The sequence below is a fragment of the Bacteroides timonensis genome (genome assembly GCF_000513195.1).
GTDB classification, from domain to species: Bacteria; Bacteroidota; Bacteroidia; order Bacteroidales; family Bacteroidaceae; genus Bacteroides; species Bacteroides timonensis.
On the sequence record NZ_CBVI010000077.1, the window covers coordinates 43,123 to 56,968 of the forward strand.

Consider the following 13,846-nt stretch of genomic DNA (forward strand, 5'->3'; position numbering starts at 1 on the left):
ATCTTTCTTTTTCTACTACTTACAAACTAAAATGTTCAGCAATCGTACTCAATGCATGCACCGGGAAGAATGACAGGGCAGCTACAATGAAGATAACCGCAAAAGTCATCACAGCAAATGTAACCGTATCCGTCTTCAGTGTACCGGCACTTTCCGGGATGAACTTCTTCTGCGCCAGCAGTCCCGCAATGGCTACCTGCCCTACAATCGGGATAAATCGACTCAGGATAAGCACCCAACCACAAGCGTAGTTCCAGAAATAAGTATTATCTCCCAGTCCCTCGAAACCGGACCCGTTATTAGCTGCACACGACGTAAACTCATACAATTGCTCGCTCAGCCCGTGGAAACCAGGATTATTCAGCCAACCGCCCTCGCTTGCCACGAAGTCGGGATGATGGGCAAACAGATACGTGGACAGAGCCGTTCCTACCAGAATCACAAACGGATGAAGCAACGCCACAACAGTCGCAATCTTCATTTCGCGTGCTTCCACCTTCTTACCGAGGAACTCCGGTGTACGCCCCACCATCAGTCCGCTGATAAACACGGCTATAATTATAAATGTATAGTAGTTCATCCAACCTACCCCGACACCACCAAACCAGGTATTAATCTGCATATTCAGCATCTCCATCAGTCCACTGAGCGGCATCGTAGAGTCGTGCATACCATTCACCGAACCGTTGGAAGTGACGGTGGTCGTAATACTCCACAAGGCTGTTGCAGCAGCACCAAGCCGCACCTCTTTTCCCTCCATCGCTCCGCCATCCTGCGCAATACCCAGTTCGTCAATACGCGGGTTACCGTTCATCTCCTGATAGACATTGATGCCGACACCCGCCAGATAGGCAAAGAGCATTACACCGAATATACTATAAGCCAGTTTCTTACGATTGGAATAGAAACCGAGTGCGAAAACCATTGCCATCGGTATGATAAGGATAGACCAACATTCTACCATATTGGACAGATACGTAGGATTCTCCAACGGATGCGAAGAGTTTACACCGAAATAACCGCCACCATTGGTACCCAGTTGCTTGATGGGCACGATGGCAGCCGCAGGGCCTTGTGAAACCATCTGTTCCTGTCCTTCGAGCGTGGTCACCTCCATCTTTCCGTCAAAGCCCATCGGAGTACCTTCTATAATAAGGATGAAACCCACAATCAGCGAAAGCGGCAACAGGATACGTGTACTACTCAATACAAGGAAGTTCCAGAAGTTACCTATTGTCTTCGTTGTCTTCACGGAGATGGACTTCATGATACCCGCCATAGCCGCCATACCCGTTGCCGCCGTAATAAACTGGAACAGCATGATGACAAACAACTGCGTAAAATAAGTCAATCCACTTTCACCGGAATAGTGCTGCAAGTTACAGTTCACCATAAAACTGATGCAGGTATTGAATGCCTGATCCGGTGTCTGCGGCCCGTTACCGTCGGGATTCAAAGGCAGCCAGTGCTGAGTAACCAGCAGCACCATGCCCCACACAAACCAGAAAGCGTTTAGTATCAACAATGCTTTCAGGAACTGTTTCCAGTTCATCTCCTCGGCGGGGTTGATGCCACACACTTTAAAAATAAGTCTCTCAATCGGCTTCATGAAGTCCGACCATGTCTTTTGTCCTTTATAGACCTTTGCAATATATTTTCCCAACGGGTAAGCCAGTACCACCATCAGGACTATTTGCAGGACTACACCTAAAATCTCTGTGTTCATTTCTCTAATTCATTAATAGAATGATACCTTAATTGTCAATTATCCATTGTCAATTGACTAAAACTTCTCCGGTTTTACGAGCACATACATCAAATACCCGAAAACCGCAATACCTAATACAAATAATGTTGTGTACATAATTCTCTCTCCTTCTTAAATCTTTTCAAACCAATCCACACATTTCCAGAACAGCCCGAAAGCGAGCAACCCGCTCAACAGGCAGAAAATAAATGAAATCGTTATTCCCATGTCTTTTACCTTTTTAAAATTGATACTATTATTTCATCGTGTTTAGGTATGCCAATTGCGTGCCAGACATGCAGAAAAGTACATAACAGTCTAATATCCAAGATCGTGAGGGTTACAAACAGAAAAGTATAAAACATAAATACCCTTTCATTTTGAAAGGGTATTTATCAAAATAGGGCGAGATGATGAGTATTAAAGAGAAATGAGAATGTATTTAATCGGGACACTCTTCATGTATCAACCTTTCCATCGCATCAATAAATGCTTCTGCCCGTGGGCGAAGTGTGTCCACTAAAGCAAGGTCACAATAAGCAAAATCACTATAATCACTTGCTTGACGTTTTTCAAACAACAAACTGAAGGTTGCTCCATAGTCCAAACTCAAACGTCCGGTACGAACAAAATGCATGGAAAGTTGTGTTTTCACACCATTATGTGTATTAGCCTCTATTTCATAATGCAATAACAAGGCAGAAGCTGCGTAATAACAAGCATAATAAAGGCGGTTTACAGCAGCATTATAATACCCGCCCCCGGTATTATAATCAGCCTCTTTCAGAGTTTCGTAAGCACGTTCCAAACGGTAGTTCACAATGGCAGAACGGCTTTCTGCATCCAGTTTCTCCTTCATAGCACTACCCCTTCCTTCATTACATTAATGCTAAACGGCGTGGTAAATCTTTCCCATACATGACGTAACATCACCATAGGACTGATAATGACACCTGTCTCCACTTCTACCTCATACAAATAACGAGCTATTTCCAGTTCACGTTCAGGAGCCAGTTTTTCTTCATCAAGCAAGATAAGCAAGTCAATGTCTGAGTCGTGACGAGCATCACCACGGGCCTCGGAACCATAAAGAATGGTCTTCGCATCGGGAGCAATATGATGCATCACTTCTGCAATACGACGGACAAGATCAGGTCGTTTCATTAGCTTTCCTCCTATTCATAATTATAATCTCTTATCTCTTTCAGTTGAACAACACAAAGATAGCAATGTTTTCCGAAAAGCCCGTCGCTGCACGCCCCGAAATGCACCTCAAATCTTATATTCCTCTATCTTCCTGTACAGCGTCGTCAACCCGATTTTCAGTAGCCGAGCCGCTTCCGTCTTATTCCCCTTCGTGTACTCCAGCACACGGGCGATGTGCCGCCTCTCCATGGCCGAAAGTTCAAAACTGCCGGGAGTCTCCTCGTCCGACTGTTCGTAGTGGGCATTCTGAATGTCGAGCGGCAGGTCGGCAATAGTCAGCTGTTCCCCTTCGCAGACGATGAGGCTGCGCTCTATCACATTGCGGAGTTCACGGATATTCCCCTTCCACGGTTGCAGTTCAAGCGTAGTGAGAAATTCGGGAGTGATCTCGGTTATCGAACGGGCCAGTTGCGCGGAGAAGTTCTTCACGAAAGCCTTTGCCAACAGGCGGATGTCCCCCGCACGCTCACGCAATGGCGGTAGATGCACCTGGAATACCGAAAGGCGATAAAACAAATCTTCACGGAAACGCCCTTTGGCTATTTCTTCGGGCAGATTGCGGTTGGTTGCCGCAATGATACGCACGTTGACTCGTGTCGGCTTGGTATCGCCTATCTTGATATATTCGCCCGTTTCGAGGATGCGCAGCAACTTCGCTTGCAGTTCAAAGGCCATCTCACCTATTTCATCCAGGAAGATCGTTCCATTGTTCGCTTCCTCAAAAAGCCCTTTCTTATCTTTCAACGCCCCCGTAAACGAACCTGCCTTGTGCCCAAACATCTCGCTCTCCAGCAATTCCTTGCTGAACGAGGAACAGTTCACCGCAACGAAATTCTGCCGGGCACGCTTGCTACTGTAATGGATGGCCTGCGCAAACACTTCCTTGCCTGTTCCCGTTTCTCCGGTCAGCAATACAGGTACATCGGTCACCGACACTTTCTGCGCCAACGACACAGCATCTTTCAAAGATTTGGACTCTCCCAGGATAGAATCGAAAGAGTACGCCTGCCCCACCTTCTTCTCAAGCTTTTCAAGACGGGCATTCATTGCGGCCTTCTCTACCGCACGGCTGACGAGGGGAATAATCTTGTTATTGTCATCTCCTTTGGTGATATAGTCGAAAGCCCCGTTCTTGATGGCTTGTACGCCATCGGGGATATTGCCGTGGGCCGTCAGGAGAATGACTTCCACATTGGGCGCGGCTTTCTTGATAGCCAGCACCAGATCCACCCCGTTCCCGTCGGGCAGGAAAACATCACACAAAGCTACATCGGGACTTTGCAATTCCAACTGTTTCAGGGCAGCCCTGCAATCACCAGCCTGACAGACTTCATATCCCTCCAACTCCATCATACGCGCCAAAAGGGTACGGATTTGCATCTCGTCATCAACGATTAAAATCTTACTCATATCTTATTCGGATAAGTGTTTAAACTGATAATGCTAAAAACAGGATGTGCAAATATAAAGCTTTTCCCGAATACGAGCGGCACATCTTTTGAACTTTTATAGTAGAGAGTCTGAAAGCCCCGTAACTGGTTTCATAGCTTAACTCCATTAGTACAAGGAGATAAGGGCAGAAAAGAGAGAACAGGTAGCGGGGAGTTTCCTTTCCATTTTGATAAAACCATTCTGAAATGGCAAGGAGGCTTCACAAGAGGATTTGATTAATAACTTAAAAAAGAAGAATATGGAAATCTACAAATTCGATGGAAACGCAACCGCATCCGTAAAAGGTATGCAACATGTGGCAAAACTGATTCAAGACAATACGTCTAAAATAGTCGTACTATCCGCTCCCAAAGATGTCACCAAACATTTGGGCGAGGTAGCCGCCAACTTCTTCAACCGGAACATAGAGGAAGCACACGACAAAATAACCCGGCTGGAATTCCAGTTCATTGACTTTGCCAATGAACTACTTACGGACGACACTATCAAGCACGAAGCCATCCGGGGCATTCTCGACTGTTTCCAGGCAATATGGAAATACAGCATGGAGCCTTTCTACGCTACCGACGAAAAGGAAATCCTGGCACAAGGCGAGTTACTGACATCCACCTTACTGGGATTCTACTTGCAGGAACAGGGAGTGGGCAACAGCGTGATTTGTGCCTTCGACTTCATACGCACCGGCATGAACGGGGAAGCAGATGAGGAATATATCAGCCGGAAGGTGAAAGAGATATGTAAAGCATACCCCGATACGCATCTGTTTCTCACACAGGGAAGCATTTGCAGGAATGCCTTTGGTGAGACCGATTGTCTGAAACAAGGCGGAAGCGACTATACCGCCGCCCTGATAGGGACAGCCATACAGGCGGAGGAAATACGGATATGGACAGATGTCGATATACACAGCAACGACACACTGGTAGTGAAAGATGCCGACACGATAAAGAACCTGAGTTTCAGTGAAGCCGAACGGCTCATCTACTTCAATCCCCAGATACTGCACCCGCTTTGTCTGGCTACGGCATGGAAAGAGAATATTCCCATCCGTTTGCTCAACCTGGTGAACCCGGCATCAGAAGGGACTTATATATCCGCCAACAGATTGAACGGGAACATGGTGAAGGCAGTCGCCACCAAAGATTCTATCACATACATCCGGTTCGAATCGAACCACACGCTCCGGCCTTATATGTTTATCAGCAAGATTTTCGATATCTTCGCCAAATACAAGACGATGCCCTGTCTGTTGACTTCATCCAACGATAACATATCCGTAGCCACGGATGACGGGAACTTCCTTTCGCTCATCCTGCGGGAACTGAATAAGTATGCCCGGATATGGGTGGAAGATAAGATGAGTATCATTTCTGTGGTAGGAAACATGAAGTCATCGTGCATCGAAACCGAAGCGCGGATTATGGATGCGTTGAAGAATATTCCGCTGAAGATGATTTCTTACGGAAGTGATGAGAATGATGTGTCGCTGGTGGTCAAGGCAACAGACAAGGTGGAAGCACTCCGGTTGCTCGACGAGAAGTTGCTGAAGAAGGAGTGGTTTAAGAAGGCGTCTTGAATATATTCTCTATATAACCCGTTGGCGGAATTAATTCATAATCGCTCAGAAAAGAAGGAAAGGAGTGATAAGGTGGTAAGGTGATAGGGTGATAAAGTAGCTGCGCTATATATCACAGAGCGTTATCCCGTTATCACTTTATCACTCTACCACCTTATCACATTTAGTTCATATCCCGGCTGAAAGAAATCAACCCGCACCTAAAAGAAATTATTCCGTATTTCTTTCGCAATATAGCGCCCCATCAACTCCTGCCCTTCTTTATCGGGATGTAAGCCATCGCGCAGATAGCGTCCCCTGCCCGAAGGCTGTTCGAATTTCCCGGTTATACCGCTATTAGAGTAGCAATCTATCAGTTGTACGGAGAGAGCACAGCAGATTTCACGCAGAATGGCAATCTTCTCCAGATTACGTTCATTGCGGGTTACATCACCGGTTTGAATAGGGGTACACACAAAAACACGACATTTGGGATAATGCTCCAGAATGGTCTGTATGGCCCAGCGGGCACCGCCTGCCATAGTGGTAACGTCCACTTCGGCAAGAGTCTTACCTTTCAAGGCTTCTTCGGCAGAGCCTAAATCCTTGTCGTTCGTCCCCATAGAGAAGACAAAGACATCGGGAGCCGGATATTGCCCGCTCTCCACCTCGGCAATGAATTTCTGGATATGGACTTTGGAGACATTGTTATGGCGCATTTGCAATTCACGCCCGTCTTCGGTAGGCTGCCAGCCATTGGATATTCCAGCAAAACCGGCACTTCCGTAATCCTGGGTATCGGTATGGCACGCCCACGTTGCAGAACCTACCGCTACATTATGATGGGTGGCAAATCCAAGTAGATCGACCACCGCCTTCGACCATTGTTCACCCGCCGTGATGCTGTTCCCATCACAACCGAAATTCATCTTACTGAAATCAGGATAAAAGGATTGCGCCTGTAAGGCAATCCCTATGCACAACACAACACAAAATCCAATCGATCTTCTCATTCCAAACTTCTAAAATACTTATGAAATAACCTCTAAACCACTCATGAAAAACGTTCCATTATCTCCATGCACATACGTCCATTATGATACGGGCATTTCCAAAATCCGGCCTTGTCATCCTCAGTATTCACCGTGCCGTCGGCACGCACACTCCAATGCCACTCGCCGTTCCGGTAATCTACCAGATGCTTCTTAATGAAGTTCCAGCAACGGAATGCTTTCCGCAATGCCACTTCATCTTCAAAATGTTGGTAAAGGTTAACATGTCCCACCACATTCTCTGCCTGTACCCACCAATGGCGGTCGGTATCGGTTTTCTGTCTATCCAGGAAAGTCTCATAAATCATGGCACCGTCAGACGTCAGTCCTTCATCAGCGGCAGCGGCAATAAATTCAACCAAAGGTTCCACTTTTTCCAGTAAAGTCTTATCATCCAGTATCAAAGCGGCTTCATGTATCAGCCAGGAAGCTTCTATATCATGTCCGTAGGAAACAATGCGATACTTACTCCGCCAATTGTCATCGAAGAACAATTCCAGATGTCCAGTCTCAGGATTAAGAATCCGGTCCGTGAATAGTTCTATCAGATTGCGGAGTTGCTTCTTGAGGCGATCGTCCTTCCATACACGGTACAGATTGGTATAAGGCTCCAGGATATGCAAATGGGTGTTCATGGTCTTACGTTCGTTCTCGTCTTTATCGCTAAGACGCATATCGGCAATCTCTCCCCATTCCCGGGTCAGAGCCTCACAATAGCCATTCTTCACAGGGTCGAAGCTATGCTTTTCGATATCCTCGAACAGGCGGACGGCATATTCCAAAGCCTCAGCATCACCCGTGGCACGATGATATTCGCTCAGCCCGTAGATGGCAAAGCCGATGGCATAGATTTGCTTCTTCGTATCCAATGGGCGGCCTTCGCAATCGAGCGACCAGTAGACACCGCCGAACTCGCGGTCATAGAAATGATCTATTACATAGCGTTTGGCACGCGTTGCCGCAGACAAGTATTCTTCCTTCTTCAGCAAACGGTAGGCTGCCGAGAAAGTCCAGAGAATACGGGCATTCAATACAGCACCCTTTTCTGTTTCCGGCATCAGGATTCCGGTTCCCGTGATGCGGCCATAGAAGCCACCGTTCGCTTCATCCGTCATCCGGTTCATCCAGAAGGGAAGAATGTTGGCTATCAACTCTTCTTCCATCTCTTTTCGCATATTCTTGACGTCCATAAAAAATCGTATTAGTTTATATTTTGAACCCGTTTGGGAAATGAAAGTCAAGCCATCCCCTTCGCCCGTATGGGTTTCAGCTTCTCGTTAATCTCCTCCACGCGCTTCTTCGTCAACGGATAGAAGTACACGACCACCATAGCCAGCACTGCCACAGCAGCCGGTATCCAGCTCATAAGCAAGTTCAGACCAGTCAGCGCCTCCTCCGTTTGCATGGCACCCTCAGCCGTATTATAACCGAAGGATGCCAGTATCCACATCACAGCCGCCCCGCCCATAGCGCCGCCAAACTTCTGCGCCATCGACGAAGATGAGAATATAAGCCCGGTCGAAGCCGTCCCGTCTTTCAGTTCGGCATAGTCCGAAACGTCGGCATACATACTCCATATCAACGGTGAAACGATACCCGTACAAATAGATATAACGATTTGCATAATCAGCATCATCCAGAAGCCCGCCGGTGTGCAAGGCAGATAGAAGAACAGAATGCTCAATACCGCCAGTGCCGCCATCGTGGCGATATAGGTGGATTTCTTGCCCAGTCCGCGCGAAAGGGGAACTGCCAGCACTACCCCTATCATATTAGAAACTTCACCCACTCCGAGGAATAACCCGGCATAGAACAAAATAGTGAAGTCACCCAAGTTCAGGAATATACTGTCACCTATATAATCTTTAAAGAAATAAGCAGCCGTAGCGCCACGCACCGTATTGAACAGGTTAGAACACAATGCCGCACCTATCAGCAACCACCAAGGCACGTTGGCAAGCAACGACTTGAAGTCCTTCCCGATGGAAACCGTAGATACGCTCTTCACGTACTCCCTCGTCATGCTGAAACATAGCAGGAACACGACGAAGCACAACGCAGCAATCACAATCATGGAATATTGCCAACTGACGGTCACCGAACCGGTCATCTCCCTGAACCACGTGCAAAGCGGCTCCCAGGCAAACAAGGCTATGAAACTACCACCGTATGCAAAGAACATCCGGTAGGAAGAGAACACCGTCTTCGTATCCGAGTCATCCGTCATCACCCCCAACATAGCCCCGTATGGAACATTGATAGCTGTATAAACCGTCATCATCAGAATGTAAGTGACGTATGCCCAAATGAGTTTCCCCGTAGGCCCGAAGTCGGGCGTGGTAAACATCAATACGCCACAGACGGCAAACGGAAGAGAAATCCACAGCAGATAAGGACGGTATTTTCCCCATCGCGTATGGGTTCGGTCGGCAATGATGCCCATCATCGGGTCGGACACCGCATCCCAAATGCGCGTTACCAACAGCAGGACGCCCGTATCAGCCAGACTCAGCCCGTATATATTAGAATAGAATATAGGCAGATAATAGGAGAATATCTTCCAGAACATAGAGGAAGACATATCGCCAAAGCCATAACCAATTTTCTCTTTTAGTGTTGCCATACTATTAAATTAAAGATTTATAACCATGCGCACGCGAAACTTAAAAACCGTGTCCGAATGCCTTCTCGGCGGGGGTGGAATCAGTCGTATACTGAATAGGGTTCAGTCGTATAGTGAACCCTATTCAGTATACGACTGAAATAGGTTCAATAACGGCTTGATGCCACCGCAAAGATATTTATTTCCGCATGAGTTGCAAATTATTACTAATAAGTTTCTTCAGCGTCTCCACCGAAGCCGAAGAGGATAATCCGTCCACCGGCGTATTCATGCAGTAATCCACCAGCTTGTCCACCGTAGAAGTGGCTACGTGCATCCGCGTGTCCGACGAGGCATAATAGATGAACACCTTGCCGTCTTCATCCGCAATCCAGCCGTTGGTGAAGAGCACATTGCTTACGTCGCCGATACGTTCCTCTCCCTCAGGAGCCATGAAGTAACCTCCAGGGGTGGCTATCAGGCGTGTAGGATCGTCCAGGGCGGTCATATACATATAGAGCACATAACGCAGTCCGGCAGCGCAGGCACGCACCCCATGAGCCAGGTGCAACCAGCCTTTATCAGTCTTTATCGGATGCGGGCCCTCACCGTTCTTTACCTCCTTGATGGTGTGGTAGTAACGTTGGTCGATGATGGTTTCCTCTTTCACCTCCGCATGTGTCATGTCGTCTACCAAGGCCCAGCCTATGCCGCCACCGCTTCCGGCATCAATAAATCCATCCTGCGGACGGGTGTAAAGGGCATATTTGCCATCTACAAATTCGGGATGAAGCACCACATTACGTTGCTGGCTCTTAGTCTTCAGGTCCGGCAGACGCTCCCAGGTTTTCAAATCCCGGGTACGCGCAATGCCTGCCGTAGCCGTAGCCGAGGATAAATCGCCCGCGGGGGCATTATCATCATGACGCTCGGCACAGAAGATACCATAAATCCATCCGTCTTCATGGGCGGTGAGGCGCATATCATAGACATTGGTAGCCGGTATCACATCTTCGGGCATCGTGACGGGATAATCCCAGAAGCGGAAGTTATCCACACCGTTAGGACTTTCCGCCACGGCAAAGAACGATTTGCGGTCGGCCCCCTCCATGCGCAGCAACAGCAGGTATTTACCATTCCACTTGATGGCGCCGGAGTTGAGCGCGGCATTCATGCCAATACGTTCCATCAGGTGGGGATTGGACTTTTCATCCAGGTCGTAGCGCCAGAAAACGGGCGTGTGAGCAGCCGTCACCACCGGATATTTATAACGTGTAAATATGCCGTTGCCACCTTCCACCGGTTCATTCTTTCTCGTGATCAACTCCTCGTGTTCCTGAAAGAGTCTTGATACCTTATCATTAAAAGTTTCCATATTCGTTGTTTATCTTATTTATACAAAGAGTTTACGTCTGTCACAAAAAGGGTCTTGGGATGATTATAGAATGTTACGAAATCTTCGGCTGATGCCTGTCCGGGATAGGGGGCATAGAAATGCGTGACACGTTCGCGGGCATTGCGCCACACTAGGACGTAGGCTATCGGATAATCTTCAATGGCCGGCAACAGGGTTTCAGTCCACCATTTCGGATCGGGGATGCCTTCGTAGCCCGTCTCGGTGATGGCTATCACTTTATCGTGCGTCCGGCCTATACTGTCTACAATAGCCAGACTTTTGCCCACATTCGCCAGATAAGAAGGGCGGTCGAACTGATAGGTGTCGAAACCGATTACATCTATCAGGTCGTCACCGGGATAGCGTTTCAGATATTCTGCCGTATCCTGCGGTTCACTGCCGGGGGAATAGGCATACAGGGCATTGTCCACGCCATCGCTGCGGAGGATGTCCACCGTCATGTGCCAGAGGGCTTTGTATTCTTCAGGTGTACAGAGCTTCTCTCCCCACCAGAACCAGCTGCCCGTATGTTCGTGCCACGGGCGGAAGAGTACCGGGACTTTCACTCCGTCTTCCGTTTGCAGGGAGTTGATGAAAGCCGATACTTTACTTACCCAGCCTGCAAACTTCTCATGATTGGCTCCGCCGGGCAGAATGGACTTCACCACCGTCGTATCTGACACATCCCAGGAGTCTCCCCCTGTCAGCGGATTGCGCAGGTGCCAGCTAAGAGAGGACAGCCCTCCTCTTTTATATTGGTTCAATATCTCTCTTCTGATTTTGCTGAACGGCACTTTGTCCAGGCTCAACGTATCGCCCAGTTCCAAATGCCCCAGGTCGAAACTGATGACTGCGGGATAGTCTCCACAGACGCTCTTTACATCGGAACGCCCTTCATCGCCTTCCCAGCCGATGCCATAGTTGGTGTCGTCATGATGGCCGAACATAAAGCCGCGGGATGATACTTTTTTAAGATGGGCGAGCAGGTTCTCGGTCTCGGGGGTACGCACAAACGTATTCTTTTCTGTAACCTCCCGTTCTTTTTTAGCAGAACCACATGCCATCAGCATACCAACTGCCAGAAGCGCAAGCCTTGTTCCTATGTTTCTCATATACTTGTCTCTCATTGATTGTATTCTATTTATATCCAGTCCTATTGTTTATATACAGATACAAAAATAGCCGATTAAAAGATACCAAAGTGATACTTTTTTATCACTTTGCTGTATCATGCTTATATAAGCAATATTCATCGCTGCCCCTTGTCACTTCATAGAAGGCATCCGGTCGCGAGTGATTACGTAATCCTGACTCATGGCATCCTTCCACCAAGCCTGATCTGCATGTTGATGACCAACCAGTGTAGTAGCATCATACTGATACCACGGCATGAAGAACGACCAATTCGCTCCGGCACTCCATTGTTCGGAAAGTTTCGCGACACTGCCGCACTCACTCAGTGCGATCATCTTCTGCGGGTACGAGCCAAAAATCAGATTATATTGCGATGCATTATCCGTCCCGACGGTCTGGCTGTAAATATCACGTCCTATGATATCCACATACTCGTCTCCCGGATAGAAGTCCGTATCCTTTGTCTGGGTAGTCCATACCCAAATCAGGTTACGGATGCCTTTTCCCTTGAAGAAGTCGAACATATAACGCCATAATTTCTTGTACGCCTCCGCACCATCAATTCCCCACCAGAACCAAGCCGTACCACCATTATACTCATAAATGTTACCAGCAGCCTCATGAAGTGGACGCCAAATTACCGGAATACCTTTATCCTGAAGCAACTTTAAATATCCTGCCATTTTCTCCAAATCGGCTTTAGCTATATTACTCTCCCAAGTGCCTTCTGTGAAGATATTCTTGGGACGGAAAGTGGTCGTCCAGTTACCATCGCTATTCTGGGTTCCATTCCCCGGAGTACAAGTATATTTATTCAAATCAGTATCTCCCTCCTTAGCCGGAACATTCCAATGCCAACTCGCACCTACTAATCCATTTGCATTCCACCAATCTTCCACTATTTTGGTGTCAGAGTAATCAATCCAGTTAGCAGGCGACCACGCCAAATGAATATAGTCGAAGAAAGCAATAGCCGGATATTTACCTGTAGCTTTTTCCACTAGTTCTGCCTCAGCAATATTCCAACTAACATTGGCCATAGAAGCAGACAATGTTTTACTACCATAAACACTGATCAAATAATCGTATACTTTCTTTGCCTGTGGCAAGGGATTAGAGGTACAGAGCTCAGCATCTACAGGTTTAATTTCCGGCTTCTTCACCGTCGAGAAAGAAATAGTCAGCTGCGGTGCTTTCACCCCAGTAGGTCCCAAAACCACCCCTTCAGGAATAACCAAATTATAGTTTGTCCCTTTTTCTAATCCCGACAAGCAAATCGTCACATTTTTAAGATTAGCAGATACTTTATCCACCGTTGCCCCCGCAACTACAACCCGACTATGTCCAGCAGAAGGTGCCGTCACGTTTTGGTCATAAGTCAACACAACATTCAAGTCTGCATTAGCAACATCAACAGCACCGTTAGCAGGAGTACTGGATACCAATTGAGGAGCATCCAGTTGCGGTTCTTCCTGCGAGGAGCTATCACTGCCACACGCATAGAAAAGAGGCAGCAAAAGGAGAACAATGAGTAACTTTCCAATACATTTATATAATACCATAGATTCAATTTTCATATCTTTCATTCTATTTGGATTGTTCATTTACCTGCATTGTAAGAATAGTGCAAACAAACTCCCTCCACTTTACCTGAAAAGTCAAAATGAAGGGAGTTCAACCAAACGATTGTCTCTATCCCTGT

Annotated in this window: 12 protein-coding genes; 1 reads left to right on the forward strand and 11 read right to left on the reverse strand. The window is 47.4% G+C overall.

The window, feature by feature from the left end; genetic code table 11:
* Positions 1–19: 19 nt before the first annotated feature.
* The 5 genes from kdpA to BN161_RS14605 form a co-directional block, all read right to left on the reverse strand.
* Positions 20–1,726, reverse strand: a complete 1,707-nt coding sequence (kdpA, locus tag BN161_RS14590) for a potassium-transporting ATPase subunit KdpA (protein WP_044267431.1) — start codon at positions 1,724–1,726, stop codon at positions 20–22.
* A 57-nt stretch (positions 1,727–1,783) separates the two neighbouring features.
* On the reverse strand, positions 1,784–1,864 hold the full coding sequence (locus tag BN161_RS31040) for a potassium-transporting ATPase subunit F (protein ID WP_074435147.1): 81 nt from the start codon (positions 1,862–1,864) through the stop codon (positions 1,784–1,786).
* Positions 1,865–2,189: 325 nt separating this feature from the next.
* Positions 2,190–2,606 carry a HEPN domain-containing protein gene (locus BN161_RS14595; RefSeq protein WP_044267432.1) on the reverse strand — a complete coding sequence of 139 codons (417 nt, stop codon included), beginning with the start codon at positions 2,604–2,606 and terminating at the stop codon, positions 2,190–2,192.
* Positions 2,603–2,911 (reverse strand): nucleotidyltransferase domain-containing protein, encoded by a 309-nt coding sequence (locus BN161_RS14600; RefSeq protein WP_044267434.1) that lies wholly within the window; start codon positions 2,909–2,911, stop codon positions 2,603–2,605. Before BN161_RS14600 ends, BN161_RS14595 begins: the two co-directional genes overlap by 4 nt.
* A gap of 108 nt (positions 2,912–3,019) precedes the next feature.
* Complete coding sequence (locus BN161_RS14605) at positions 3,020–4,363, reverse strand: sigma-54-dependent transcriptional regulator (protein ID WP_044267437.1); 1,344 nt, start codon at positions 4,361–4,363, stop codon at positions 3,020–3,022.
* 280 nt (positions 4,364–4,643) lie between these two features.
* Here BN161_RS14605 and BN161_RS14610 point away from each other — a divergent pair, with 280 nt between their 5' ends.
* Positions 4,644–5,981: an amino acid kinase family protein gene (locus BN161_RS14610; protein ID WP_044267440.1), complete on the forward strand. Its 1,338-nt coding sequence runs from the start codon at positions 4,644–4,646 to the stop codon at positions 5,979–5,981.
* A 200-nt stretch (positions 5,982–6,181) separates the two neighbouring features.
* On the opposite strand, the gene BN161_RS14615 is transcribed toward BN161_RS14610, so the two are convergent.
* The 6 genes from BN161_RS14615 to BN161_RS14640 form a co-directional block, all read right to left on the reverse strand.
* The gene (locus BN161_RS14615) at positions 6,182–6,973 is read right to left on the reverse strand and encodes an SGNH/GDSL hydrolase family protein (RefSeq protein ID WP_044267443.1); all 792 of its coding nucleotides are present in this window, start codon (positions 6,971–6,973) and stop codon (positions 6,182–6,184) included.
* A gap of 41 nt (positions 6,974–7,014) precedes the next feature.
* Positions 7,015–8,202 carry an AGE family epimerase/isomerase gene (locus tag BN161_RS14620; RefSeq protein ID WP_044267445.1) on the reverse strand — a complete coding sequence of 396 codons (1,188 nt, stop codon included), beginning with the start codon at positions 8,200–8,202 and terminating at the stop codon, positions 7,015–7,017.
* A gap of 47 nt (positions 8,203–8,249) precedes the next feature.
* The gene (locus BN161_RS14625) at positions 8,250–9,635 is read right to left on the reverse strand and encodes an MFS transporter (protein WP_044267447.1); all 1,386 of its coding nucleotides are present in this window, start codon (positions 9,633–9,635) and stop codon (positions 8,250–8,252) included.
* Between the two features lie 178 nt (positions 9,636–9,813).
* On the reverse strand, positions 9,814–10,989 hold the full coding sequence (locus BN161_RS14630; protein WP_044267449.1) for a glycoside hydrolase family 130 protein: 1,176 nt from the start codon (positions 10,987–10,989) through the stop codon (positions 9,814–9,816).
* Positions 10,990–11,003: 14 nt separating this feature from the next.
* Positions 11,004–12,074: a glycoside hydrolase family 26 protein gene (locus tag BN161_RS14635; protein WP_394332296.1), complete on the reverse strand. Its 1,071-nt coding sequence runs from the start codon at positions 12,072–12,074 to the stop codon at positions 11,004–11,006.
* Positions 12,075–12,275: 201 nt separating this feature from the next.
* Positions 12,276–13,730 carry a glycosyl hydrolase gene (locus tag BN161_RS14640; RefSeq protein ID WP_244436507.1) on the reverse strand — a complete coding sequence of 485 codons (1,455 nt, stop codon included), beginning with the start codon at positions 13,728–13,730 and terminating at the stop codon, positions 12,276–12,278.
* Positions 13,731–13,846 lie beyond the last annotated feature (116 nt).

What these genes read in the sequence shown, in the direction of transcription:
- BN161_RS14635 (WP_394332296.1), bottom strand. Translation starts at nt 12,074, where the DNA reads ATGGCATGTGGTTCTGCTAAAAAAGAACGGGAGGTTACAGAAAAGAAT.
- kdpA (WP_044267431.1), bottom strand. Translation starts at nt 1,726, where the DNA reads ATGAACACAGAGATTTTAGGTGTAGTCCTGCAAATAGTCCTGATGGTG.
- BN161_RS14600 (WP_044267434.1), bottom strand. Translation starts at nt 2,911, where the DNA reads ATGAAACGACCTGATCTTGTCCGTCGTATTGCAGAAGTGATGCATCAT.
- BN161_RS14625 (WP_044267447.1), bottom strand. Translation starts at nt 9,635, where the DNA reads ATGGCAACACTAAAAGAGAAAATTGGTTATGGCTTTGGCGATATGTCT.
- BN161_RS14605 (WP_044267437.1), bottom strand. Translation starts at nt 4,363, where the DNA reads ATGAGTAAGATTTTAATCGTTGATGACGAGATGCAAATCCGTACCCTT.
- BN161_RS14620 (WP_044267445.1), bottom strand. Translation starts at nt 8,202, where the DNA reads ATGGACGTCAAGAATATGCGAAAAGAGATGGAAGAAGAGTTGATAGCC.
- BN161_RS14640 (WP_244436507.1), bottom strand. Translation starts at nt 13,730, where the DNA reads ATGAAAGATATGAAAATTGAATCTATGGTATTATATAAATGTATTGGA.
- BN161_RS31040 (WP_074435147.1), bottom strand. Translation starts at nt 1,864, where the DNA reads ATGTACACAACATTATTTGTATTAGGTATTGCGGTTTTCGGGTATTTG.
- BN161_RS14610 (WP_044267440.1), top strand. Translation starts at nt 4,644, where the DNA reads ATGGAAATCTACAAATTCGATGGAAACGCAACCGCATCCGTAAAAGGT.
- BN161_RS14595 (WP_044267432.1), bottom strand. Translation starts at nt 2,606, where the DNA reads ATGAAGGAGAAACTGGATGCAGAAAGCCGTTCTGCCATTGTGAACTAC.
- BN161_RS14630 (WP_044267449.1), bottom strand. Translation starts at nt 10,989, where the DNA reads ATGGAAACTTTTAATGATAAGGTATCAAGACTCTTTCAGGAACACGAG.
- BN161_RS14615 (WP_044267443.1), bottom strand. Translation starts at nt 6,973, where the DNA reads ATGAGAAGATCGATTGGATTTTGTGTTGTGTTGTGCATAGGGATTGCC.